Here is a 26934-nt window from a genome sequence, read left to right on the forward strand (position 1 = left end):
GTTACCATGCCTGTGCGAGACGGCCAACGGACGGCTTCGCCGTCTCGACCGCCGCATCCTTCCAGCCCGGGCGACCCACGCGCTGCCCCTGACGGCGCAGCTTGCGCAGGTCGCTCAGTCCCTCGATGTTGACGGCGGGACCGGAGCCGATGGTCTCGACCGGACGCGGCGTCAGCAGCGCATCGAGCCGCGCCTGGCCGGAGAGACCGAGCAAATAGAACGTCCCGCCATCCTTCTTCGCGAGCCAGGTCTCGATGCTCTCCTTGCCCTCGCCGTCGACCGGGATGTTGCGCACCATGCTGGCGCCGGTGAAGTCGTAGCAGCAGGTGTGCGTCGGCCCGTAATTGGTGACGCTCGCCGAGACGTCGCCGGTGTAGAACACCACGTAGGCGTTGCTGACATTGGCGTTGCCGATCTGGCTCATCGTGAACACGCCGCCCGGCTGGTAGAGCTGGAGCGTCGGCCCGTTGGTCGGCACCAGCGTCCGGTTGTTCAGGAACACCTGCTGGGTGGCGGTGGTGAGCATGAGCTGGCCCGGGACATAGCCGTTCAGGATCGTGACCGCATGCGCGTCGGTCCAGAAGTTCGCGTCCACCACCCTGAACTGGTTGACGATGATGCTGTCCGGGTCGATCGAGATGTTGGCGGACTTCGCGACGCCGCCGTTATAGCCGGTGATGTTCATGATCAGCGGGATCGCCGGATTCGAACGGATCTGCTCGCCCCTGACGTTGATCGTGTCTGCCGCCAGGTCGAGCTCCCGGACGACGCTGACCCAGTTGATCGTCAGGTCACCCGACGACGTCATCTTGACGATGTCGCCACTGATCCGGTCGAACGAGACCGATCCGGCCACATCGAAACGCGTCTCGCCGTTGGCGGTGATCGATCCGCCGCGGAGCGAGCCCGTGTCGGACTTGACGTAGAGGTCGCCGGCATCGCCCGGGATACCGGTCGTGGTGAGCTGGCTGAAGACGATATCGTTGACGGCATGCAGGGTCTGCGTGCCGCCGCTGATGGCGGTGCCAACGGTGATCCCTCCGGCCGTCGCGGTGACGTCGAGCGTGCCGCCCGCGCTAAGATTATCCCAACGAACGACGGTGCCGCTCAGGACTGCGTTGCCGGTCGTGGCCGTGAGGTTATGACCGGTGTTGGTCCCCGCCGCGATCAGCCTCGCCGAGCCATTGGCGGAGACCGAGCCCAGCGTTGGCACGCCGCCCGACATCACCGTTTGCGCCAGGATGAAACCGTTATCCGCATTGACGTTGACGCTGCCGGCGTCGCCGTTGATGCCCGTCGCCGTCAGCGCGTTGAAGGTGACGTTGTCGTGGGCGTGAATGGTCTGCGTGCCGCCGCTCTGCGCCGTCTGGAACGTGATGCTGCCCTGGCTTGAAGTCACGCCCAGCGTCGTGCCGACATTGAGGACATTCCAGTTGACCGGACCGCTCGCGGTCAGCAGGCCCGAGCCGGTCGTGGCGGCGAGCGTGTTGCCGGTGATGGTCGTGGCCGCAAGCAGCGTCGCCGAGCCGTTGGCTGAGACCGAACCCTGGCTCGTCACGCCGCCAGCCGTCACCGTCTGCGCGAGGATGAAGCCGTTGTCGGCGGTGACGTTGATGCTGCCGGCATCGCCCGTGATGCCGGTCGTCGTCAGCGCATTGAACGTCACATTGTCATGGGCGCGGAGGGTCTGCGTGCCGCCGCTCTGCGCGGTCTTGAAGGTGATGCTGCCCTGGCTTGCCGTCGCGCCCAGCGTCGTGCCGACGTTGAGCGTGTTCCAGTCGATCGGGCCGGTCGCGGTCAGCACGGCCGAGCCGGTCGTGGTGGCGAGCGTGTTGCCGGTGATGGTCGTCGCCGCGAGCAGCGTCGCCGAGCCGTGGGCCGAGACCGACCCCAGCGTGGTCACGCCGCCCGACGTCACCGTCTGCGCCAGGATGAAGCCGTTGTCGGCGGTGACGTCAATGTTGCCGGCATCGCCGGCATTTCCGGTCGTCGTCAGCGACTTGAACGTCACGTTCTGGCTGGCGTGGACCGTCTGCGAGCCGCTGCTGTCGGCGGTCCCGATGACGATGCTGCCGTTGTTCGCGACGGCACTGAAGCTGCCGCTCGCGCCGGTCGCCGTGCCCGCCAGCACCTGGTCGAGCGTCAGCGCGCCGGTGCCGATGATGTCCACGTTGCCCTTCACCGCGGAGAGCAAGCTCGCCTCGGTGTCGGTCAGCGCCTTCAGGTAGATGCCCCCGGCGCTCGCGCTCGCCGACAATTGTACGGCGTTGAAGGCGAGCCGGCTCGTGGCACTTCCGATACCGTTCGATGCACTCAGCGACAGCTCGGCGCCCGCGCCGGACGCGACGAACCTGGTCTGGCCGTCGCCATTGTCGAGGATCGCGCCAAGCGAGGCGACGCCACCGGCGGTGACAATGATCGAGGGCGCGTTCGAGGCCGCCGCATAGGACAGCGATGAATTCAGCTGGCCGATCGTCGCATCGCCCGTGGTGGTCACCGAGATCAGGCCGCCCGCGTTGATGGCCGAATAGGCGCCCATCGTCAGCGTCGCGGCAACCAGGGTGACGCCGTCCGAACTGCTGGTCGCAACCACCGGCGCAGCGCTGGTGCCGGCAGCGAAATTCATGCCGCGGTTGGCAAGCAGCTGCATCAGGCCGCCGCTGGTGATGTCGGCATTGACGGTGAGTCCGCCGCGCGCAGCGTTCAGCGTCAGCGCACCGCCGGCCGTCAGCGTCCCATAGGTGCCGCTCGTGCCGACTATGAGATCGCCGGTGACGGCGAGGATGCTGAGGTCGCCGACCGCCGAGCCGGTCACCGCGCCGGAGATATTCACCTGCAGCGGCTGGAAGGTCGAGCCGTTGAAGCCGATGTTGCCGCCGGCGCGCAGATCGAGGTCGGCGCCGAGGATATGGATCGCCGAACGGTCGGTGAAGCCGGCTTCGGCATAGATGCTGCCGGTCGCAGCGAGCTGGATCGCATTGCCGGCGGCAATGTTGCCGAGAATGAGATCGCCGGTGGTCTGCTTCAGGTAGATGCCCTGCGCCGACGAAACCTGGTCGAGCTGGTCGTTGGACGGATCCGCGAACGCGATCTGGAGCGCGTTCGTATTGTTCGCGGGGTTGCTTCCGGCGGTTCCCGAGGGGGCACCGACATTGCCGTGCTCGGCGATCAGGGTCAGGTTGCCGATATCACCTGATATCACGGCCCCGCTTGCGTTGGCGGAGATGCTGTTGACGGCGTCGAGCTTGACGTCGCCGCGGCCGGTCACCTCGATGCCGTTGGCCTGCGCGGCCGCGATCGGGCCGTAGTTCGCAGTGACGCCGCCGAGCGCGAGGCTGTTCTTGCTGCCGAGATAGATATTCGACAGCGCCTTGGCCGAGATCGCGATCGGGTTGTCGACGACGACGAGGTTCTGCTGCGACAGGCTGACCGTATAGGTCGTGACATGGGTCGTCGGGTCCGTGACCGCGCCGACGGTGAGCTGGCCGGGACCGGCCGTGGCGAGCAATCCCCTCTGCTCCGGCGTCAGCGACGAGGAATCGACGCTGGTGAAGGTGAACGTCTGGGGCGCGGCCGAATTGCCGACCGAGCCGCGCGGCGCGTACAGCATGATCTGGTTGGCGTTGACATTGGCCACGACGTTCTCGTCGATCGGCGGCGGCGCCGCGCCGACGGCCGACGACGACACCGTGTAGGCGAGCTGGCTCTGCGTCCACTGCGAGCCCGCGGTGATGATGCTATAGACCCGCTCGGTCGACGCCAGCGTATAGCTGTAGCTCGCATTGTAGGTATTGAGCGCCGTTTGCAGCGCCGTGTTGCTGGGCATTCGCTGATTGGCGGTTGCCACGCCGTCGAACAGTTTCGTGAACAGCGTCGTCGAAAGCGAAGTGCCGAACACCGTCCCCAGCGGATCCGCCGGCGCGGTGCCGAGCAATGTCGTCAGCGAGCTCTTGAGCTGGTCGGTGGTGATCTTGCCGAGCAGAAACTGGTCCTGCAGGAACCGCGTCGTGGCCTCGACCTGCATCTGCGTGGTCGTGACATTGGCGGGATCGATGATGCCGAGCTTGGCAGCCACCTGCGCCCGCAGCACCGTCAGCCCCACCGAGGTCGGATTGTAGGTGCTGCCGTCCTGGAACGCGATGTTCTTGAGCTGGAAGTAGTCGTTGTAGGCCGACGTCACCATCGACTGGTAGCTGTTGACGGCATTGGTGGCGGCGTTGCCGCTCAGCAGGTCGAGGCTCGCCCAGACGTCCTGCAGATGCTGGCTCTGCGCCTGGGTCAGACCAACCGCCGCGCGTCCGTTCAGGATGTTGGCTTGGTTGCCGTCGGAGCCTGCCGCCTCGAGGAACACCGGACCGCCGGTCGACTGGACCGTGCCGAGGCGCAGATCGCCCTTGGACTGGATGATGTAGGTGCCGGTGGCCGAGGCGCTGTCGAGAACGCCGCCATCGACAGTGCTGTTGGCCTGGACCGTGCCGGTCGCCTGGATCACCAGCGGATTGATGTTGGTCAGGGTGGACGCGCCGTTGACGACGGCGCTCTTCGCGCCGATCGCGCCGGAGGTGGAGTTGATCTCGATGTTCTTGCCGATCACGACGGGATTGGCGATGTTGTAGGCGGACGCCGAGTTGATGTCGCCGGTCGCCGAGAGGAAGACGCTGCCTTGCGGCGTGGTGCCTGCCGAATTCACCTTCACTTGATTGATCGACAGCGCGCCGATCGCCGAGATCGCGATGTCGCGGTCGATCGAGCTCGCGGTCAGGCTGCCGCCATAGAGTTGCACCTGGACGGGCGCCTTGGTGGTGCCGAGCGTGCCGATACCGCCGTCACCCCGAAGCGTCACGCTCGTCCCCGAGATCACCGGGTTGTTGGCATTGGCGGCGACCGTGATGGACGAGTTGGCGCCGGTGGCGGCAAGCGTCGTCGTGCCCTGCTGGTTGTTGATCGACCCGTTGATGACGATGCCCGAGGTCGAATTGACCACGACGTCGCTGCTACTGCCGCCGATGAACTTGATGTTGATCGGGTTCGACGCCTTGACCGTGTTGGTCAGCGTGAGCGTCAGGTGATCATAGATCGCCTGGTACCAGTTGTACTGGGCGTCCGCGCCGCAGCACGCGTTGGAATGGGTGTTGAGTCCAACGGGGCTCCCATCCGGGTTCACGCCTCCCGCCCAGTGATAGCTGCCTGTGGCGGTGGTGACTTTCTGATAGTTGCTGCTCTGCGTGCCTGAAACCAGGTTGGTCGAGCGGGTCCAGTTCTCGCCGGTGACCTGATTGGGCGTGAAGCTCCAGCCGTAGTCGAACTGCGTGCTGGTGGGTAGACGATCCAGCGTCGCGGTGTCGACCCATTGATAGAGCATGTTCTCCTGCGTCCGGTACTGGACGCCCGCCGTACCGGTCCTGGCCGTAAGCATCGACGGGTCGATCGCGGCCGCAGTGACACTGTTGGTCTCGTACCGCGACACCTGCTGACTGCTTGCAGCCTTGGGATCGTAAACCCACCACGTCGTCTTCCCCTTGAGCTGGTCGACGATCTCGACCACGCTCTGGGCAGTGACGCTGGTATTGATGGTGTTGGTGACCAGCTGGAGCCCGCTGGTGTTGTTGACGGTGACCGTGCCGGCGCCGCCTTTGATCTCGATGTTACCCTGGGTCTGGGTACTGTCGGTCGAGGTCGAGATGATCTTGCCGTTGAGGTAGACGTAGCCGCCGGCGCCCTGCGCCACGCCATTCAGGATGAGCTGGTCGGTGAGAGCGTTGTACCTGACCCCGATCTTGGCGTCGCCGCTGGCCGACGCCGTCACGGAGCCCGAGATGTCGTAATAGACGCCGTTCCGCGCATTGGCCTGGGCCGCGGCAAAATCCGCGCCGCCGTTGCGGTTCTTGAGGCCGTTGCTGCCGTAGATGGCATCGTACGCCGCGGCGCCGATGTCGACCGAGTAATTGCTGCTCGAGCCGGCCTGGATGGTGCCGTTGATGTTGATCACCGACGCCGAGATGATGACCGCCTGGCCGCTGATGGTCCGGGTGGCAGTCGCGGTGGCCGGCGCGTCCGCGGTCTTCGGCGTGATCGCATCCGGCTGGATGTTGATCACCTGGAAGAAGCCCGAGCTGTCGCAGGCTGACGCACAGTTGAACGGCGTCTTGTACGGACCGCTATCGGTGTAGACGTTGCGGCCGTCATAAGTCGTTTTCTTCCACTGCGCGAGCACGACATTGGACGAGTCTTGCGACTGCCCCTCGATGATCTTGAGGGTCGCGATGTCAGGCACGCTGCCGGCATCGGGAGTGCTGGTGTTCCCAGGCGTACCCCTGCCCACCGGCAGGAAGATCGATGAATAGAGCGAGGTGCCGTCGTAATACGTCATCAGCATGCGCGCGGTGAAGATCGTGCTGGCGTCGGCGTTGCCGACGGGTTGATACACGCCGTGGCTGCCGTCGGTGCAGCAGTAATAGAAATAGGGGTGATCGGTTCCCGAAGCGATATGCGGAGCGGTATAGTAGTCGCCGTAGGCGCCGAGATAGGTCGCCGCCGTCATCACCGCGGTCAGCGTGTCTTCCGGCCTGTTTTCAGTGGTGGCCCATTGCGAGGTGACCGCGCTGCCGCTGTCGTAGAAGCTCCCGATACCGCCGAGGAAGGTGAAGGTGCCTTTGGGCACCACGATCTGGACGGTCGCGGCACTGAGCGACTGCGATGCGACGACGCTGCCGAGATTGTTGATGATCTTGAGCAGGCCGTTCGCGTTGTTGACGGCGCCGTTGAAATAGATGTCGGGCGTGCGGGTCAGCACGTTGCCGTTCTGGTCGATGCCCTGGCCGCTATCGGGATCCAGGCGGTTGTAGGTGGCCGAGACGTCGATGACCGGCGTCGCGCTCGGCATCGCGGTGAAGGTCACATTGGAGTGCGAATCCGGGTCGACATGGTCGATCTGGCGGTAGGTGATGTTGCCTCCGGTCACATCGGTGACCGTGAGGTTGGCCAGGCTCATGAAGTCGAGACCCTTGTTCTCGATCTTGATCAACGGCGAGCTGCGCGCGATGACCGCCGGTGCCGCGGGATTCGATCCGCTGTTGCCGGTGAGCTTCTGGGCCAGGATTGAGACGTTGCCGGCGGACACCATGATGTCGCCGAACGCGAAGGCGTTGCCGGGCGCGTCGGAGGTAAACGGCGCCTGCTTGATCAACGTGTCGATCTGGCGCTGCTTGTCGCCGGTCGGATCGGTGCCGGACGGCAACATGCTGGCAGGCGACGTGGGCGTCGCCGCCGCGAGCTGGGAGCGGACCTGCGACTCGGTCAGTCCGGTCAGCGACGCCAGCTGGTTGACCACCAGCTGGTAGGGATTGAAGTTGCCGACGACGGCGTACTGGACCGTCTGGTGGTTCCAGCTCATCACCGGGCTCAAGTGATTGACGTCGGAGACGAGCTCAAGGACCGATGAAGAGCCGTTTGTCAGCAGGGAATAGGGACTGGTCGTGCTCAGTGTCGGCGCGGTCGCACCGAGTTCGATCGTGATCGTCAAATCGTTATTGACGCCCGCCACCACCTGGCCGTTGAGCGCGACATCGCCGGTTCCGCTGGTGTGGCTGTGGTTGTCGCTGTTCTTGGCGCTGAAGATGTCCAGATACGGATTGTAGTTGCTGCCGTTGCCGGCCGCCGTGACCTGCCCTTGCGTTGCGCCGAGATAGATGTCACGCGCGCCGAGGATGCTCGAGGTGGGGGCCAGCGTCAGGCTCGTGGTGTCGTCGGCATTGGCCGTGCCGCGATAAAGCGTGGAGATCGGAACGGCGGTGTTGTTGTAGACGACCGTCGTCGCCGTCGCCTGCACGCTGCTGAAGACGGTGCCGTCGCCAGCGAGGCCCGCGTAGATGGTGATGTCGCGCCAGGCCGCGATCTTCGCGTTGTCGCCGACATTGACGGACTGGTTGGCGTGGACCCAGCTGTTGGTGCTGGCACCGACGCCGGCGATCGCGCCGTAGAGGCTGGCATTGGCGTTGTTCGCCGCCGCCATCTTCGCGGCCGTGCCGATATAGATCTTGCCCACGCTGAACAGCTCGCGGGCATTGATGTTGACCGCGAGCGTGGCATTCGCCGTCATGTTGGATTCGGCGCCGCCGCCGGCGAAGAAGCTGGCCGTGGCGAGGCTCGCCGTATCGTTGGTGTTCAGCGTGTTGTAGGCCTCGATATTGATGAACGCCGCCGACGTCCGCGGATCGCCGTTGAGGCTCAGGACCGTGCCGGCCCCGATATTTGTGTTGACGTGCTGGGTGACGGTCGACGTGCTGAGTGCGGCTGCACCCGAGAACGAGCCGCCGGAGCCCGACCGCGCGCCGCCGCCCCCCTGGTTGACGATGTCGTTGGCGATGACGACCATGTTGCCGCCCGCCGAATTGATGATCAGGTGCGTTCCGATCTCGGCAGTGGTGGTGGAGTCGACGTCGTTCTGCGCCTTGCCGGCGGAGACACCGGCCGTCGAGGCCTGATAGGCGTCGCCGCTGGCGGCGTAATTCGTGGTGTGCTTGGCATTGATGCGGAGGCCGCCGAAATAGAGCGTGTCGTCCGTCGCGCCACCGTCGAACCGTGCGTTGGTCACGGCGGTCGAGCTGGTGGTGGCGACCGCTGCCGCGCCGGCATAGGTGCCGCCTGCGCCGACCGTCGCGTTGGACACGTTGGTATCCGTGCCGGTGGCCGTGATCCGGAGAATGCCCGTGCAATTGCCGTGATTGAGATTATCCATATCGGCGGGCGCACCCAGATAGGCATAGGTGTGCGCGTTCGACGACGTTTGCGCGACCGTCGCACCGAGCGCCAGGAAGCCGCTCGAAAGGCCCGTCCCCTCGGCGTATTGGGCGCTGTCGTTCTCGGCCGCGATGGTGACGTCGGCGTTGGGAAGCCGGATCCCCATCCCGCCATAGGCGCTCACCGTCGCGTTCTCGGACGCCACGGCAAGGCTGCCCTGTGCGCCGATCAGCGAGCCGCCGCCAGCGAGCGCCTTGGCCCACGTCGTGGTGCCGACGGTCGGAACCAGCGCCATGGCGGTTACCGCGAGCGCACCGCCCGAGAAGCTGACGTTGTCGCCGACATCGGCCGTCACCGTGGCGCCGACCGTGGACTTGGCGATGGCGACGCCGACGGCACCGCCACCGACCGAGACGCCGATTGCCTCGCTCGACAGGTTGGGCGCGATCGACGCCGACACCAGCGTGCCGACGCCGGCCGCCGACGTCGTGATCGAGGCACTGCTGCCGATCTCCGCCAACACGGACGAGTTCTCGTGGGCCTCCGCATCCGCACCGACGCCCGCGACGATGCCGCCACCAAGTGCTGTGGACGTCGTGGTCAAGGTGCCGGCGCCGCTTGCTCCAACTGCCAGAGTCGTGACGTTGACGGTGGAGCCGTTCAGAACCCTCGCAGCGACCGAGCTCGTTCGGCTTGCCGTTGCGACCGAAGCGCCGACAGCCACGGCGCCGCCGGTGACGCCGCCGGTGAAGACCACCTGGGTCGTCGAATCCTGCGCCATGACCGCGGCGCCAGTGCCGGTGCCGCCCGTGCCGGTGATCTGGCCGCCAAGCATCGCCACCACGGAGTTGCTGACATTGCCGACCGCGACAGCCGCATCGGCGCCGAAGTAAAGCGCCGCACCGCCGGCGATCGCCTCGGTGTCGATGGTCTTGCCGGCATAAGGTCCGGTGGTCGCGTCCTTGACCACCGCCGCAACGGTGACAATCGGTGCCGAGACGGCCAAAGGCGTATCTGCGGCCACCAGCACGCCGGAGCCGTTGCGTCCGTAGTCACTCAGATTGGCGAGCACGGTGCTGTTGACGCTGGTGTAGCCAATGCCGGCCCCGATGCCGACATTTTTCGCAAAGCCTGCGCCGAGCAGATACATCTTGGCCGCATTGGCGCTGGTGGCAGTGACATTGACCTGCGTGCCCGTGACGTTGCCGCCAGCGATCTGCGCGACGACGGCGTCGTTGCCGCCGCTCAGCACGCTGCTGACGTCGTAGGTCGAGCTGACGTTGGCGCTGTTCGGATTGCCGGCCGTGCCGCTGGCGACCGCGTTGCTGCCTTGCGTATGGTTGGTGCCGTTGTTCACGGACGCGATGGTGCCGTTGTTGCCCTGATTGAGCTGGCCGGTCTGCTGGCCCTGGGTGTCGGCATCGGCGGTGTTGGTGCCGATGATGATGACGCCGACCGTCGCGCCGATACCGACGCTGCCGCCGATGCCCGCGGTGACCGCGTAGGACAGCACCTCCTTGGTGCTGAGCGCATTGACGTTGATCGCGCCAGCCGAGTTCAGATTGCTGTTGCGGCTTTCCGCAATGGTCTGGCTCTTGAAGCTGATGACGTTGGCGGCGGCGCCGATGCCGACCCCTGCCCCGCTGGCGCCAACCGCGAGCGCCCCCGCGATCTCCTTGATCGCCACGTCCTCGGTCGCGTTGATGGTGACCGCGCCAGCCGCACCACCCGTCACCGATTGCAATGTGGTGTCGTAGACACCGGCGATGGTGGTGTTGTTGGCGATCTCGATGTTCGCCATGCCGGCGATCGCCGCCGTGCCGGTCGAGAGCGCACCGCCGATCGCATAGGCCTCGAAGCGGTTCTTGGTGGTGGCCTCGACGTCGAGCGCGCCGCTCAGATTGAGCGCGGTCGTGTGTGCAGCGCCATTGCCCTGATAGTGGAATTCGTCGCCGACATAGGCCTCGGTCCGGTTCGAGGAGACCTGGACCAGGAACGCCGCGCCGATCGCGGCCTGGCTGCCATAGGCGCCGGAGCCGTTCGCGGAGAAGATGCCGGTGTTGTTGGTGGCGTTCACCGTCAGCGATGCGGCCGTCAGCGCGCCACCGTCGACATAGGCTTCAGTCGTCGCCTGGAAGACGTTCAACCCGACCGAGCCGGTGTTGAAGCCGATCGCGATCGAGGATGCATCCTGCTCGGCATTGGCCTTCACGGTGACGGCGCCGACCGTCGGGCTCGACGACTGCGCGCCGCCGACAGTCGAATTGGTGATGTAGGCAAACGTACCGCGCTGCATCGTGGTGCTGATGATGGTAGCGCCGCCGCCGCCGTTGCCGGTCGGAGCCACGATGCCGGCACCGAACGCGCCGGAATAGGAGAAGCTCGACGCGGCGACCTCGATCTGCGGCGCCAGCGTCGACGAGGTCAGGCGCGTGTCGATGGAAGCGCTGTCGATATAGGCCCGGGTCTGCCCGCTCATCACATTGGTGATCGGGTTGATCATGATGGCGATGCCGCTGCTCGCGGCAACCGACGCGACGTTGGTCACGACCGCCTGGTGCGAGCTCGCGACCACGGTAAGGCCGCGCACGGTGTCCTGGGTCTCGGTGAGGTCGGGCGTGGTGTCGGTCGGGGCATGCGCGGTGCCGAGATCGAAGGCATGGACGAGCGAGCCGCTGTTGACCGACAGCGTGTCGGTGGTGCTGGTCCCGAGCGCATCGACCTTGGTGTTGGCGCCGCTGATATAGGCCGCGGTGGTTCCCGTGATCTGGTTGGTGACCAGCGAGCCGGCACCGCCGGCAGCGCCCTTGCTGATCGACACGGCACCCGCAAACACGGCCGCCTTGTCGTTGTTGCCGGCGATCACGGCGACGTTGTTGGTCGCGGTGACGTCGGCGCCGTTGATCCCGTTGGTGCCGGCGGCGGTGATGCTGGCGGTGACGTTGGTCCCCATCAGATTGGTGGCGACCGAACCGGCCAGCCCGACCTGCGAGGACATCGCGATACCGACGGCGACGGTCGAGATGCTGGCGTTCGAGTTCGCACCGACCGCGACGCTGCCCGAGGCGGTCAGCTTGGACCCGGTCACGCCAGCGCTGACATTGTTGGCGATGCTGCTGTAGACGAGTGCCAGGCCCGCGGCGCTGCCTTGCGTCGAGGCTCCCGCGACGGCGGCGGTTCCGGTGATGCTGGAATTGTCGGTCGCGTTGACGGAAATGTTCTTGGCCGTGACGGACGATTGCGTCGCGCTGGACTGGCCGTTGCCGATGGCCGCCGTAACGGTATTGGAGATGCTGCTGATCGTGGTACCGCCGACGCCCGCAAACTGTCCGGTCGCCAGACCAAAGCCGATCGTGACCGCCTGGATCTTGGAGGAGTCGACCGCGCTCACACTGACATTGCCGTTGCTGCCGGCGGTCATCAGGACGTTGGCGATATAGGCCGAATGCGTGGTTGCGATGGTGTTGTAGACGATCGAGGCGCCGACATTGTTCTTGCCCGCCTGGATGAGACCCGCAACGGAGACGATGCTGGCTCCCGGACCGTTGCCCGTGCCGCCGTTGAGCGCAGCCGCGCTGAAGTCGATGCAGTTCTGCCCGCCCGTGCCACCGGCGACCGTGCAGGTATCCGACGCGAGAAGATTGTTGTTCGACTTCTTGACGAGGTTGCCGAGCGCAGTGTCGAGCGCCGACACCGCGCCGCTGTCCGCCAGCACCGTCACGCGGCCGACATTGATGCTCACCGTCGAGCCGCTGTTGATATAGGCTGTCGTGGTCGGCGTGATCTCGCTGACGACGATCGCGCCGGCAAGTCCGTTGGCGCTGGCCCCGCCCCCGCCTGAGGCCGCACCGGCCGCAATCACGCTGGCGCTGTCGGCCATCACCAACAGGGTGTCGTAATTCGAGATCGCCGTGCTGCGGATATGCGCGTCGGTCGCGTTTCCGCCCGTGGGATCGGCGATCGAGGCATAGGTCAGCCCGATGCCGACTCCGGCCTGGCCGCCCGATATATAGAGAGAGCCGCCGCCGATCGCGATGTTCGTGGTCTGGTAGGCATCGACCTCGAGCGCCCGGTTGACGCCGGACGCCTGCCCCGTGATCGTCGAGCTCTCGATATAGGCGTTGGCGCTGTCAGTGATGATGCCGACGGAGGCCGACAGCGACGCTGAATTGGATTTCGATCCCGCCACGCCGATGGCAACGACGGTCTCCGAGCCGCCATTGAGCGCCTGCACCGTCACCGAACTCTGGTTGTTCATGGTGGTGCCGTAGATATAGGCGAGCGTCGCATTGTTCGACATCGCCGCCGCGATCGCGCCGCCGATCGCAGCCCCCGTGGCAGACCCTCCGGCCAGATTGAGCGCCGCGGAGCCGGAACCATTGTTGAGCATAGTGTCGTTCAGCGCCTGAACGATCGTGTTGGTCAGCACGGCGCCGGTCGTGGTGTACTTGTTGACCGTCGTGTTCCTGATATAGGCGCTGGTGCCGAGCGAGACGTCGCTCACCGACGAGCTGCCGGCGAGATCGAGGCTGAAGCCGCTTGTGCTCGATCCCGAGGTCGAACCAATCTTGCCCGCCGCCGTCGTCACGCCGGCGGTGCCTCCGGTCGAGGCGGCGCCGGCAGCGCCTGCCTTGTCGGAGAAACTCGACGACGCCGGGTCGGAGACGGCTGCCGCGACGGCGGCCGCCGTGATGCGTCCCGAAGTGGTCGCGCTGAGTGTCAGATTGTCGACATTGACCGCCCCGCTTCCGCCGCTGGTGCCGGCGAACGGATCGTTGGCGCTGAACACGCCGGGCCGGATGTCGGAATGGTTGTCGCCGATATAGGCGGAGGTGTCGGTATTTGCGCCGAGATAGGCGACCGACAAGCCGACCGCCGAACCGCCGCTCCCGTTATAGCTCATCGCGCCGGACAGCGTCACGACCGACAGATCCTGCTGCGCCAGAATGCCGACGGTCGGGGCATAGACGGTGGCCTGGCTCGAGATCGACGCGTGCGTCGTGTTGTTCAGGAAACCGAGCGAAGTGATGCCGTTCAGCGCCAGCGTGCCGGCAGCCTTGCCGGACGACGGTGCGACAGCGACGAACCGGTCGGAAGTGATCGCGTTGACGGCGATGTCGTCCGCAGCACGCAGCGTCGCACGGTCCGAAACGCCGGCGATGGTATTGGTGTTGAACTGGACGAGATTGAGCGCGCCGCCGACGGAGGAGCCGCCCGAGGTGTTGCCGAACAGGAAGCCGAGCGTGCCGACATTGCCGGCGGCGTCGATCGACGCCGTGGTCGTGGTGGCCGCGATCTGGAGGCTGGCGTTGTAGGTATGGACGTCGCCATTGTCCATCCCGACCGACCAGCCGGTGCCACTGCCGCAGGCCGCGGTCGCGCAGGTTGCCGTCAGGCTCGCGCTGCCGGCCACCCACGCCGTCGTGTTGTTGTTCACGACGAAATGGTTCAGCGAACCGGCGATGCCGATCGTGTCGCCAGCGTCCGCGGTGGCATTGGCGTAGCTGGTCAGGATGTTGCCGCCGACGCCGAGATTGCCGTTGAGGTGGCTCAGCACCGCGCCCAAACCATCCCACTTCAGCCAGGTGTTGGTGATCGGCAATTCGGTGGTGGCATCGACGGCGATATTCGCCGCGTTGACCAGGGTTCCGCCGCCGATATAGGCGTTCGAATTGTGGGTGAAATTGCCCCAGGCGACGGCCGCGCTGATCGCGGTGCTCTCGCCGGACACCGGGTCCTTCGTGATCGCGCTGGACGTCGCATTGCTGCGAACGCCGCGATCGATGACGTTGCTGGCGACGGCGACGTTGCCGCTGGCATAGATGCTCGGCGCGCCGCCGCTCGGATTCTGCGCGATCGCAGCGGTTGCGCTCTGCGTGCTGTTGGCCAGCGAGAGCGCGCCTGCGACTTTGAAATCGAAGCTCAACGGCATCAGCGAGCCCATATGGTCCCTGATGATCGACGTCGGCGCGGTGACGGCACGCAGTCCTCTTTCGATTGCCGCGATCAGTGCCGGGAGGCCGGCGATGGACGAAGCCATCGTGGAATTGAGCGTGGTATCGGACGTCGCTTCGACCAGAACGGACCCGTTCATCCGGTTGGCGGTATCGGTTCCGAGCGATGCGCCGAGCGTCGCGGTCGCGGACGTCGTGATGTCGCTGATGGCGAACGCGCCGCCGACAGCACCGCTCGCCCCCGTTCCGGGCGCCGCAACCGACGTTGCGCTGGTCGAGAACGAGTTGTTGTTGATCGCGCGCACCTTCAGGGTGCTGCCGCTCGTGTTCACCGTGCCGGCAGCAATATGCGCGCCGGTCGCGACGTTGGCGGTCGTCGTCACCGATCCCGTGGAATAGGCCACCGTCGGGACAATCTGCGCGCTCGTCGACGCCGCGAGGGCCGAGATGGCGATGGTCGCATCGTTGAGCGCCTTGATCTCGAGGTTGCCGCCGGCGTTGACCGTCGCGCCCGAGGCCACGTTGGTCGTGGCAGTGCCGTCGATCTTGCCGACGACCACGCCGGCCGCGACCGGCGTGAGGCTGCCGAGCAAGGTGGAGGCGACCGCCGGATCCGACGCGGTCTCCGTGGCATGCGCGGAAATGGTGACGTCGCCACGGCCGTTGATGTCGGCATGGCTGTTGATGTTGATGGTCGCAGTCGCGCTTGCCGCGACATAGCCGCCATTGAGCCCGAGCAGCGAGGCGGCAAGCGTCGAGCCGACAAGCGCGAAATCACCGGCCACCGAACCGTTCAGGAAGCTCGACACGGCCGTCGAGGTTGCGGTGATCGAGACGATGCCGCCGGTAATCTTGCCGTCGACCGTGATCGCCGTCGCGGCGGTGGCCTGGCCGGACAGCTTGATGTCGCTCGCCGTTGCCCTCAGCGTCACGTTGCCGTCGGCGTAGGTGGTCCCGCCGAAGTTGACCGACTGGGCCAGGATCTGCGCGCCATTCATGATCTCGATGTTCGGCGCGTCTATGATGACGTTGTTGGCGTTGCCGGTCGAATGGCCGGAGCCATCGAGACGGCGGGCATCGATCATCGCATGCGCGGCGAGCGTGATGGAATGATCGGCCTGGATGAGGTAGTCGGCACCGGCGCTGAGCCCGGCGAGCGCATTCACGATGGAGCTGTTCGACAGCGTCACGCCGGTGTCGCCCTGAGCGGCATCACCCACGACCACGTCGGTCGGGTCGATCAGCAGCGTGCCGGCCTTGCCGTTGTCCGCACTGAGATCGACCTTGATGCCTTTCCCAATGTCGATGATCCCGTTCGCGCTGAAGTCGACGAGACCGGCATTGCCCGTCTTCGCACTGGCATCGAACCTGGCGCCGCCCGCGACGGTCAGGTTCTGCGCCGCCTTCAGGCGGATCTCTCCGGCATTGCCGTTTGCGCTTGCGATGTTGAGATTGGCCTTCTTGCCGACATCGATGTTGTTGCCGGCCTGAACCGTGATGTTGCTCGGCGTCGCGCTCTTGCTCTGCGCAGTGAGGCGTCCGTTGATCCTGGCGTTGTTGACGGCGCCGATATGGATCGAGCCGTTGCTCACGGTGATCGCGCTGGCGCTGCGCAGGCCCTTGGAGTTGACGGAGGCTGCGAACTTCGCGGCGTGGTCGAGATTGGCGATGTCGCGCTGGCTGGCGCCGCCGACAAAGACGTTCTGCCCGGTCAGGCGCACACCGTCGATCGCGTTGATGCGGCCATAGATACGGATGTTGCCGTCGGGCGAGACAGGGAACGAGCCCGCCATCAGATTGCCGACCGCCGACTGGTTGATCTGCCCGCCTGCGCCGATCAGGCTGTCGGTGAACTCGCGTGTCGGCGTCGAGACGTTGAGGCTGCCGACATTCACCGTGCCGCTGCGGCCGACCACGAACCCCTTGGGGTCGGCGAAATAGACGTTACCGCCGATCGCGCCGTTCATGTAGGAGTTCAGCGTGCCGTTGACGTAGACCGGGGCGTCGCGAACGATGTTGACGAGGTTCTGCGTGCCGGTCGGCAGCTGCAGATTGACGGTGTTGCCCTGCCCGACGCTGAACTGCGAGAACGAGTTGAAGGCGTTGTTGCCCGAAATCGTCGACGTCGTGACGTTGGTCACGCTGCCTGATGTCTGAAGGCTCGTCCCGGTGCGGCCGTCCGGGGTGATCACGTTCGCCGTCTGCGCCTGCAGGCGGACGCTGAACACCGGCAGGAAGACCATCTGCATCGCGCAGAGCAGCGACATCGAGCGGAAGCGTGCCAGCCTCCGCAGCGTCGTCAGCTCGTCATTGTGTCGCGTCGCAGATGGTCCGCGCATTTCATATCCTCTTCATCGGCATTCGCGCCGATCCACAACCGGGTGGGAGAATGTCGTGAGGTCGTCCGGCATCAGAACTGGCCGGGCGGCAGCTTGAAGATGTCGGGGCTCTTGGCGTCCGCGACGTAGAACAGCAGCAGGCTGGTCGGGGTCAGCACACGCTGGTTGTTCTCCTTGTTCTCGAACGTGCCCTGCAGAAGCAGGATCACCGAGCGATCCTTGGCGTCGCTGCCACGGAACATCACGATGCCGCCGGCGACGGGCATGTTCATCGCGATCGAATCGGGCTTGAAGCCTTCGCCCATGAAATGGGCGCGCAGGATGTTGGCGTTGGAGAACAGCTTCTCCGGCGTCATCGCCGTGTCGGTCCCCTTCGACCAGACCGAGCCGACCTGGATCAGCGACTTGGACTTGTAGCCGAACACATAGGAGAGCTCGGCGGTGCCGCCGTTCGGCAGCAGCTCGGGAACGGAGAGCAGCAGACTGTGCGTCAGCTCGGACGCGTTGTCCTGCGCCCTGATCGCGTCGGGCTTGGCGCTGAAGTCCTTGGTCATCGCCGCGCGCACGTCGGATTCGTTCATGCCGAATTTGGCGGAGCGGAAGCCGTCGATCGCCTTGGTCGTCTTGTCGTCCGCACCGGCGGCCGGCGTCTCGGTCGCAGCAGCGACCGGCGCACCGGCGGCGGCAGCTGGCGCCGCACCGGCAGCGGCGGCTCTGGGTGCCGGCGCAGCCTTCTGCTTCGGCACCACTCCCTGAGCCGCGAGCGGCCCGGCTGCAACAGAGGTCAGCAGGCCCACGAGGGCCGGAAGAAGATAGATTTTGCGCATCGACAACCTTCGAAACAAACCTGAAACAACGCTTCAAAAAATCAGCCGCTCAGAAATCGACTTCTCCGAACCGTCGTCTCAACGAGACGGGAAATGTTGCAACGCCACAATGCGTTGCAGATCGTCACGGAGCAGACAAAGCTCGAAACAGCGACTCTTTGGCCGGGTAGGAATACGGTATCGGACTGCCGAATGCTGCGAATGAACATTCATAAGCGCATTTTTTCATCAATTGTGGACACCGCCCTTTCGCGTTAAGCATCCGGCTTGGGACAGACCATCGTGCAAAGAATTCCATGACCGAACGGCCTTCCGCGTTCGCGCTCGATCGCCGCGGCTTCATTCGCCTCGCGGGCACAACCGCTGCAGGATGGATTGCGATCGGCGCAACGTCAGATCGCATGCGGATCGTTGCCTCGCTGACGGGATTGCCGCTCGACGACGAACTGACCAGACGGAGCATGACCGACAGCCCGACCTCCCGCCTGGGTGGTCTCATCGTCGGCTTGAGGCAGCGAGGCTGGGTCGAAGGCGTCAACTTCCGCCTCGAACTTCGTTCGACCTTCGGCGGACCGGACAAGCTCAAGACCGCGGTCCAGGAGTTGCTCGAGCTCAAGCCGGACGTGATCCTGACCGGCTCGACCATCGAAACCGCCGCAGTCTTTGCCGCCACCAAAACCATCCCGATCGTTTTCGCGACCGCCAACGATCCCGTCGGCAACGGCTTCGTCGAAAGCCTCGCGCATCCGGGCGGCAACGTCACCGGCTTCACCAACAGCACCGCCGAAATGGGCGGCAAATGGCTTCAGCTCATCAGGGAGGCGGTGCCGGGTCTCGCGCGCGTCGGCGTCCTTTTCAACCCGGCGACCACGCCCCGCGCCGGGCGCTTCTTCCTCGAATCGATCGAGCAGGAAGCTGCGACATCAGGGGTGTCCGTGGCCCCCGCGCCCGTTAACGCGCCAACGGACATCGACGAAACCATCAGGCGCTTTTCCGAACCGCCCAAGGCGGCGCTGGTTGCGCTGGTCGACAGCTTCCTCGTGGTCCACCGTCAGGCGGTCGTGGCGGCGGCGGCCAAGCATCGCGTCCCCACGATCTATCCGTTCCATTACTTCATGGATGCGGGCGGACTGATGAGCTACGGGCCGACGCTGGAGGTGCGCTCGGCCGATTACGTCGATCTCATCCTGCGCGGCACCAAGGCCGGAGATCTGCCGGTGCAATCGCCGCGGAAATACGAGCTCCTGATCAACCGCACTGTCGCCCGCTCGCTCGGATTGAACATTCCATTCACGCTGCTGGCGCGCGCCGACGAGATCCGCGAGTGAACGAGGCGATCGACCAGGGACATTTGCGGACGCCCCCGGGCCGGTTGTTCCGAAAATATCTCTACTCGATCGTCGCCCTCGCCTTTGCCGCACTCGCCATCAACACCGGCTTCGACGTCTGGTTCTCCTATCGCGAGCAGAAGCAGCTTCTCGCGGCGACCCAGCGCGAGCAGGCAGCAAGCGCGGCCATCCAGATCGGCCAGTTCATCGGCCAGATCGAAAGCCAGATCAGATGGCTCTCGCGGCTGCCTCCGGAGCTGTCGAGCAACGAAGACGACCGCCTGAACGCCATCCGGCTCCTGCGCCTCTCGCCCGCGATCGCGGAAATTGCCGAGCTCGATTCGCAGGGCCGCGAGCAGGTGCGCGTGTCGCGCCGTGTCGCGGACAGAGTCGGCAGCAAGGCCGATCTCTCGGCCTCGCCGGCCTTCCGCGGTGCCAATGAAAGCCGGGCCTATTACGGGCCGGTCTACTTCCTCGGCGACACCGAGCCGTTCATGACGCTCGCCACGCGCGGGACCGGACGGAATCCCAATGTGATCGTAGCCGACGTCAATCTGCGCTTCATCTGGGACCTCGTCGCCGGGATCAGGGTCGGCAACACCGGCAAGGCCTATGTGGTCGACCGCATGGGAGTCCTGATCGCGCATCCCGATCTGTGGCCGGCGCTGCAACGGACCGATCTCTCCGGGCATGCCGACGTGCGCGCCGCACTCGATGGCGTGGGGCCGCCTTCGGGTGGCCTGGTCAAGGGGGATCTAACAGGCCTGCGCGTGCTCTCGACCTATGCGACGGTCCCCTCGCTCGGCTGGCTGGTGTTCGTCGAGCTTCCGCTCAGCGAAGCCTACGCCCCGATCTATGCATCGATCGGACGCGCGACGTTTCTCCTGGTCGTCCTGCTCGCCTGCGCGGTCCTGGTGTCCCTCTGGCTCAGCCGGCGCATGACCGTGCCGATCCAGATCCTGACGCAGGGCGCGCGGCGGATCGGCAGCGGCGATCTCGGCTTGCGGCTCGCGATCAAGACCGGCGACGAGCTGGAAGCGCTCGGCGACCAGTTCAACCGGATGGCCGCTCACTTGCGCGACTCCTATGCGACGCTCGAGCGCAAGGTCGTCGAGCGGACCGCCGAACTCGAAAAGACCCGCGATCAGGCCCTGGCCGAGCATGACGCGGCCGAGCGCGCGCGCAGGGCCGCCGTGCTGGCCAACGAGACCAAGTCGCGCTTCCTCGCCGTCGTCAGCCACGAGCTGCGCACGCCGCTGAACGGCGTCATGGGCGTGCTGCAGCTGCTCGACGACGGCAGCCTCGGCGAGGCCCAGCGCCGCCACCTCGCGACTGCGGAGGCATCGGGCGAAACGCTGATCGCGCTGGTCGATGCCATCCTGGAATATGCCCGCCTGGAGGCCAGCACCGAAACGCTGGAGACGCGCGACTTCCGCCTCCACCAGCTGATCGAGACCGCAGCGGAGCTGATGTGTCCGCAAGCCTTCGGCAAGGGCCTGACCTTCGACCTCGCCTGCGATGCGACGGTCGACACATCGGTGCACGGCGATCCGGTCAGGCTCAACCGCATCCTGCTCAATCTGATCGGCAATGCCATCAAGTTCACCCCGCACGGCGGAATTGCGCTCGCGGCGGCCGCCGAGCAACGCGACGATCATGTCCTGCTGCGCATCACCGTTCGCGATACCGGCATCGGCATCGCGCCCGACATGCACGAGCGCATCTTCGACGATTTCGTCCAGGCCGACGACAGCATCGCGCGGCGGTTCGGCGGCACCGGCCTCGGACTCGCGATCGCGCGCCGGCTCACGCGCCTGATGCGCGGCGAGCTGACGGTGGAGAGCACGCCGGGCGCGGGCAGCACGTTCACGCTTCAGGTGCCGCTCGGCCTCGCCGCAAGCGGCGTCGCGCAAGGCGCGGTCCCGCCGCCGTCGCGGCAGCTCCGGGTGCTGCTGGTCGACGACGATCCCGTCAATTGCGAGGTCGGCGAGGCGATCCTGAACCGGCTCGGCCATCGCGCGACGATCGCGAGAGACGGCGCGTCGGCCATCGCGCTCGCCCGCGATCAGGCATTCGACATCATCCTGATGGATCTGCACATGCCCGACATGGACGGCGTCGAGGCGGCATCGCGAATCGGCAAGCTCGGTCTGCCGAAAATGCCGCGCATCATCGCCGTGACCGCCGACGTGTCCACCAGTGCCCGCGAGCGACTCGCAAGCGCCGGCATCGCCAAGGTCGTCAGCAAGCCGATCCTGATCAACGCGCTGCGCGAGGCGATCGAGGACGCCCCGGATGAGCCGGCCGCACCACAACTCGCCGCGGGCGCATTGATCGACCTGCATTTCCTCGACGACCAGCGCGAGCTGCTCGGCCCCGCGCAAATCGAAAAGCTCCATCATTTGCTGGGGGAGACCAGCGGCAAGCTGATCGCAGACATCGCCAAGGCGGCAGCGATTGGCGATCACAAGCAGCTTGCGCGGCTCACGCACCAGCTCGGCAGCGCCGCCGGCGCGCTCGGCCTCGTCCGCTTGTTCGAGCGCAGCCGTGAGATCGAACTGGCGGCGCCCTCGATGTCCCCATCCGAATGCCAGAGCGCCGCGCGCGATCTCACCGCACTTCGTGATGCCTCGATGAGTGCGCTGGACGATCTGCTCCGGCCGGCCGAGCAGCGTTCAGTCAGTTAGGGATGCTCAGACCAGTTTGCCGAGCCCGGATTTGGCCTGGCGGACCATCTGATCGCTAGCGCCTTCCGCTTGCGACCCGAAGCCGAACTCCGCGGTGGACCGTTGTCATTCCTCAGGTAGCCCGGCTTTACGCAACGCGCTCGCCATTTTTTCGCGGAACGAAGGTTCGAGGCAGTACGTCCGAAAGAAGCTGTTTGCCTCGCGTATGGAGAACTCAGGCTCAAGTTTCAATAGCTTGGTAACATGGGCTTTTGCTTCGTCGAGCCTGTCGAGGGATGCGAGCGCGTAAGCCATGTTGAGATGACTAAGCCAAAGACCCTCGACGTAACCACGGCGAAATGTTTCGTAAGCTTCCTGATGTTCACCTCTAGACCAATGTCGCTTTGCGGGCGCATACCACCACAAGCTCGGTGCACTCGCTCCCATTAAGCCAAGCGCTTTTTCGGCCATGGCCGCGCCAGCATCCCAATGTCCCGAAAACGCCAGGCTAAGCCCCAACGAACCTATCGCGTAGGCATCATATGGATTGAGTGCAATCGCCCTTTCAGCTTCGTACTGCAGCAAGTCGGTCTGACAATTGGCGAAGTATCCAATGGCCAGGCGAAAGCGAACGAAGCTATCATCCGGCGCTAGCTCGGCCGCACGCAGTGATGCCTTCAAGATCGCTTCGTTGAGATAGAGCCGCTTGTCGATGCTTCTCGCTTCGTCTTGAGGCAATCCGAACCCAAACGACCGCTGATTGAGCATAACGCCAGCCAATACTGCCCAGGCAGTGGCGTTGGCGGACTCCTCGCGGGTGACGCGATCGAGACATTCGCGCGCTCTGATCACCGCTGCGGGTGTGCCGACCGTTCCTGCAAGTACGCCTTGGATAATGCACTCATAAGAGCTGAGCTCGCCGGTCGGCTTCGCCTGCACCCGCTTGTACTCGGCGGTCGCAATAGCACCCGGATAGGCAGCGATTAACGTTGCAGCTTGACCAGCGAGTTCGTCTTGAAGCGATGTCGACGAGATAATTTCGGAGCCAACCTCAAAGTTCCTTGACCATACCGAACTCGCCGCGAGCGCATCACTCAGTTGAATACTGATAGCCATGCCTTTGGCCGAACCTCTCAGGCTGCCACCAATGACATACTGGGCGCTCGTTTTTCGTGCTAGTTGCCCGTATTCGGTCGTCGTCATTGGTTCAGCGAGGGAGCGCTCGATGACACGCAAGGAAGAGAACTTGCCAATCGAGGCGCCAATATGCTCGGTCAAGATCGAGGCAACTGCATCATATCTTGGGTCTCCAGTATTATTGATGAGAGGGAGGATCAGAACTATCGGCCCCTGAGAGTGGGTCGGCTTGATCACTGAGCCCGTCGGCGTGCGCGGTGCAGTACTCGCGTGCACAAGCTCGGTGCGAGCCGGTTTCCAGGTCGTCCAATAGCCAATCAATCCAACGGCCAAAGCGCCTACCGCTGCCAGTAAGAACATCATGCCGAGTACGGTATTGGGACCAGATTTGATGTTGGCCAGTAGATGCATTGCTCGGCGAGCAGCGGTTTCTTTTACCGCGCTGTGGCCGATCAGGCCCGTTTCCTCGTGGCTTCTCACAATCCTGAACGGACCAAACGGGTACTTCCTTTGGCGAACATGCGAGACTGGCTCGCTACCGTGGCCAAGTATCGTGGGCGACGTGGACGCAGTTGAGGCCCGTGTCGCTTGGCTAGGCGTCTCCCAGACCACGGCGTAGGATCTGATGGGACAAGCAATGTTCTTGAGGTTTTGCTCGCCCAAATCAGCGAACTGTACCCCGACCTTGCCTCGGATTTGATCGTAGGCAGAAGACGCGATGCATATGCCGCCCGGCTCCGCGATGCCCTCAAGCCGAGCCGCGATGTTAACGCCATCCCCAAAGATGTCGTGGGGTTCGACGATTACGTCGCCGATATTGATACCCACGCGCAAAGCAATGCGCGTGTCTCCTAATTCGTCGATCGTTATCTCCTTGATACGGGTCTGGAACTGCACGGCCCCGCGGACCGCTTCGACCGCGCTTGGAAACTCTGCCAGGAATCCGTCGCCGGTATTCTTGACGATGCGGCCGCGGTGTTCGGCGATCGCCGGGTGGACAGCCTCCGTTAAAAGGGAAGTCAGTCTAGCGTGTGTGTCCTCTTCGTCGCGATGCATGAGTCGCGAATAGCCAACCACGTCGGCGGCCAAGATAGCCGCTAACCTGCGCTCAACCCGGACTGGCCGCTCCTGCGCCATGGTACGCAATTCCAAGCCGCCCCTATTCTACAATGGGTTGCAAGGATTGCCCATCCGTTTGTGCCGCCTTCTGGCCCAAAGGCAAAATACCCCGCTTCTCGGCCGCTGTTCGGGGCCAAGCAGACATCGGCCGGCCGCTTGATGAGCCCGCGCCTACCTCAGCGCGTCCGCACACCCGCCTCCTCCTCGCGCCCAAACCGCTCAACCAGAAAATCGATGAACAGCCGCACCTTCACCGACAAATGCCGGGTCGGCGGATAGACCGCATAGAGCGCCAGTGGCGGCGCGGAATATTTGTCCAGCACCGTCCGCAGCTCGCCCTTCTTCAACGCATCGGCGGCAATGAACTCCGGCAGCAGCGCGAGCCCCCTGCCCTTGATCGCGACGTCGCGCAGCACTTCGGCATTGTTGACGCAGAGCGACCAGGCCGGCTGGATCCAGTGATCGCCGTCGCTGCCCGTGAGCTTCCACTGATTGCCTGTCAGCAGGAAGCCGTAGGTCAACGAGACATGCTCGCGCAGGTCCTGCGGATGCTTTGGCGTGCCGTGACGCGCGAGATAATCGGGCGAAGCGCAGATCATGCGCGCCACCGGCATGATTTTTCGCGCGATCAAACTCGAGGATTCCAATTCCGCAATCCGCAGCGTCACGTCAAAGCCGTCCTGGACGGGATCGAGCAGATCGTCGCTGAGCACGATCTGGAGCTGAAGCTCGCCATAGCGCGCCATGAAATCGGCCAGCACAGGACCGAGCCGCATCGTGCCGAACGACATCGGCGCGTTGACCCGTAGCAGGCCGCGCGGCGCCGACTGGGCCTGCGCCACCGCCTGATCGGCGGCCTCGATCTCCGAGAGGATCACGACCGCGCGCTCGAAGTAGCGCTGGCCGTTCTCGGTCGGGCTTGCGTGGCGCGTCGTCCGGTTCAGAAGCTGGACGCCGAGGCTCTCCTCGAGGTCGGCGATGTATTTGCTGATCGCCGAGCGCGACAGCCGCAGCTGCCGGCCCGCCTCGGCAAAACTGCCGCTTTCGACCACCTTCACGAAGGCCCGGAGGCTGGCGACCTTATCCAAGGGCCGGCCCCGGCGATTGTTTCCAAATCGTAGACATAGATGTCATATTTGCATGGATTGTCTCCAATCCAAAGCGGAACGATATTTCCACCCAGAGCAAGACCGCTCCCCGAATTCTGGAGGACGACAATGTCTGGACTGCACCACGTCACCGCGATCGCCGGCGATCCCATCCGCAATTTCGGCTTCTACACCCGGGATCTCGGCCTGCGCTTCGTCAAGAAGACGGTCAATTTCGACGATCCCGGCACTTACCACTTCTATTACGGCGACGAGACCGGCCGCCCCGGCACCATCCTGACCTTCTTCCCCTGGGCCGGCGTGCCCGCCGGTCGCCGCGGCGTCGGCGAGACCCATCAGACCGCCTTCCGTGTGCCGCAGCGCTCGCTCGGCTACTGGACGCAGCGCTTCACCGAGAAGGACATCGCCTACGAGGCGCTGGAGAAGCGTTTTGGCGAGTCCGTGCTGCCGTTCACCGACCCTGACGGCATGGCGCTCGCGCTTGTGGGTGTCCCCGGTGCCGAGAACGAGCCCGGCTGGAGCAATGGCGACGTCCCGGCCGAGCACGCGATCCGCGGCTTCCATGGCGTGACCTTGCTGCTCGACAGCGCGGCGAAGACGGCTTCCGTGCTCACCGACGTGTTCGGCTTCAAGGAGACCGGACGCGAGGGCTCGGTGATCCGCTTCAAGGCGCCGGGCGATGCCGAAGGCAGCGTCGTCGACATCTACGAGGCCAAGGGCTTTTTGCGCGGACATCAGGGCGGCGGCTCCGTCCATCACATCGCCTTCCGCGCGGCCGACGACGCCGAGCAGGGCCGGATGGCGCAAAAGCTCGTGAGCAATCACGGCCTGCATCCGACCGAGCAGAGGGACCGCAACTACTTCCGCTCGATCTACTTCCGCGAACCCGGCGGCGTGCTGTTCGAAATCGCGACCGATATCCCCGGCTTCGCCGTCGACGAACCGGTCGCAACGCTGGGACGTGATCTGAAGCTGCCGAGTTTCCTCGAAGCGCAGCGCAAGCAGATCGAAAATGTTCTGCCGAGCCTGGAAGAAAGCGCGTCATGACCGAGAGCACATTCATCCATCGTTTCGAGCCCGCGACCAGCGCGGGCTCCCCTCCGATGCTGCTGCTGCACGGCACCGGCGGTGACGAGAACGACCTGCTTGGGCTCGGCAAGATGATCTCGCCCGGCTCCGCGCTGCTCTCGCCGCGTGGCCGCGTGCTCGAGCACGGCATGCCGCGCTTCTTCCGCCGTCTCGCCGAGGGCGTGTTCGACGAGGACGACGTGCGCCGGCGCGCGCTGGAGCTCGGCGACTTCGTCGCGGATGCGCGGAAGCAATACGGCATCGCCGCGCCGGTTGCGGTCGGCTTCTCCAACGGCGCCAACATCGCAGCCGCGCTGTTGCTGCTGAAGCCGGACGTCCTGGCAGGCGCAATCCTGCTGCGTGCCATGGTGCCGCTGTCGGATCCGCCGAAGGCAGAGCTTGGCGGCAAGCCGATTCTGCTGCTGTCCGGGCAGGCCGATCCGATCGTGCCGGCGAGCAATTCGGCAACGCTTGCGGCGCTGTTGTCGGAAGCCGGCGCGCGTGTCGACCACAAGGTCCTGCCGGCAGGCCATCAATTGTCGCAGGCCGACGTCACGCTGGCCCGCAACTGGATCGGCAGCGTCGACGCCAAAGCGGCATGAACCAACGAGCGGCGCATCGTTCACGAACGGTGCGCCGCTCATTCGC

The 26934-nt window shown here is 65.0% G+C and carries 8 protein-coding genes; 4 read left to right on the plus strand and 4 right to left on the minus strand.

Annotated elements, in window-relative coordinates:
• Position 1: 1 nt before the first annotated feature.
• Together AB7290_RS29780 and AB7290_RS29785 are read right to left on the minus strand one after the other, a co-directional pair.
• Positions 2-17032 carry a leukotoxin LktA family filamentous adhesin gene (locus AB7290_RS29780; RefSeq protein ID WP_441254224.1) on the minus strand — a complete coding sequence of 5677 codons (17031 nt, stop codon included), beginning with the start codon at positions 17030-17032 and terminating at the stop codon, positions 2-4.
• 71 nt (positions 17033-17103) lie between these two features.
• Positions 17104-17859, minus strand: a complete 756-nt coding sequence (locus AB7290_RS29785; protein ID WP_085403209.1) for a hypothetical protein — start codon at positions 17857-17859, stop codon at positions 17104-17106.
• Between the two features lie 296 nt (positions 17860-18155).
• On the opposite strand from AB7290_RS29785, the gene AB7290_RS29790 reads away from it, so the two are divergent.
• Both AB7290_RS29790 and AB7290_RS29795 read left to right on the plus strand, forming a co-directional pair.
• A complete protein-coding gene (locus AB7290_RS29790) occupies positions 18156-19187 on the plus strand; it encodes an ABC transporter substrate-binding protein (protein ID WP_085403118.1) in 1032 nt (343 codons plus the stop codon).
• Positions 19184-21874: a hybrid sensor histidine kinase/response regulator gene (locus AB7290_RS29795; RefSeq protein ID WP_085403117.1), complete on the plus strand. Its 2691-nt coding sequence runs from the start codon at positions 19184-19186 to the stop codon at positions 21872-21874. The genes AB7290_RS29790 and AB7290_RS29795 overlap by 4 nt, the downstream gene beginning before the upstream one ends.
• A gap of 105 nt (positions 21875-21979) precedes the next feature.
• On the opposite strand, the gene AB7290_RS29800 is transcribed toward AB7290_RS29795, so the two are convergent.
• Entirely contained in the window at positions 21980-24127 is a 2148-nt protein-coding gene (locus AB7290_RS29800) for an adenylate/guanylate cyclase domain-containing protein (RefSeq protein WP_245344190.1), read from the minus strand.
• A gap of 158 nt (positions 24128-24285) precedes the next feature.
• On the minus strand, positions 24286-25197 hold the full coding sequence (locus AB7290_RS29805) for a LysR family transcriptional regulator (protein WP_085403115.1): 912 nt from the start codon (positions 25195-25197) through the stop codon (positions 24286-24288).
• A 129-nt stretch (positions 25198-25326) separates the two neighbouring features.
• Here AB7290_RS29805 and AB7290_RS29810 point away from each other — a divergent pair, with 129 nt between their 5' ends.
• Positions 25327-26265 (plus strand): ring-cleaving dioxygenase, encoded by a 939-nt coding sequence (locus AB7290_RS29810; RefSeq protein ID WP_085403113.1) that lies wholly within the window; start codon positions 25327-25329, stop codon positions 26263-26265.
• Complete coding sequence (locus AB7290_RS29815) at positions 26262-26888, plus strand: alpha/beta hydrolase (protein ID WP_085403112.1); 627 nt, start codon at positions 26262-26264, stop codon at positions 26886-26888. The genes AB7290_RS29810 and AB7290_RS29815 overlap by 4 nt, the downstream gene beginning before the upstream one ends.
• Positions 26889-26934: the final 46 nt, after the last annotated feature.

The sequence above is a fragment of the Bradyrhizobium sp. 613_E4_N2_2 genome, from assembly GCF_052075995.1.
In the GTDB taxonomy this organism is placed as follows: domain Bacteria; phylum Pseudomonadota; class Alphaproteobacteria; order Rhizobiales; family Xanthobacteraceae; genus Bradyrhizobium; species Bradyrhizobium barranii.

Excerpts from the sequence above, each read along its gene's own strand:
- AB7290_RS29785 (WP_085403209.1), bottom strand. The coding sequence starts at position 17,859 with ATGCGCAAAATCTATCTTCTTCCGGCCCTCGTGGGCCTGCTGACCTCT.
- AB7290_RS29810 (WP_085403113.1), top strand. The coding sequence starts at position 25,327 with ATGTCTGGACTGCACCACGTCACCGCGATCGCCGGCGATCCCATCCGC.
- AB7290_RS29800 (WP_245344190.1), bottom strand. The coding sequence starts at position 24,127 with ATGGCGCAGGAGCGGCCAGTCCGGGTTGAGCGCAGGTTAGCGGCTATC.
- AB7290_RS29790 (WP_085403118.1), top strand. The coding sequence starts at position 18,156 with ATGACCGAACGGCCTTCCGCGTTCGCGCTCGATCGCCGCGGCTTCATT.
- AB7290_RS29815 (WP_085403112.1), top strand. The coding sequence starts at position 26,262 with ATGACCGAGAGCACATTCATCCATCGTTTCGAGCCCGCGACCAGCGCG.
- AB7290_RS29780 (WP_441254224.1), bottom strand. The coding sequence starts at position 17,032 with ATGCGCGGACCATCTGCGACGCGACACAATGACGAGCTGACGACGCTG.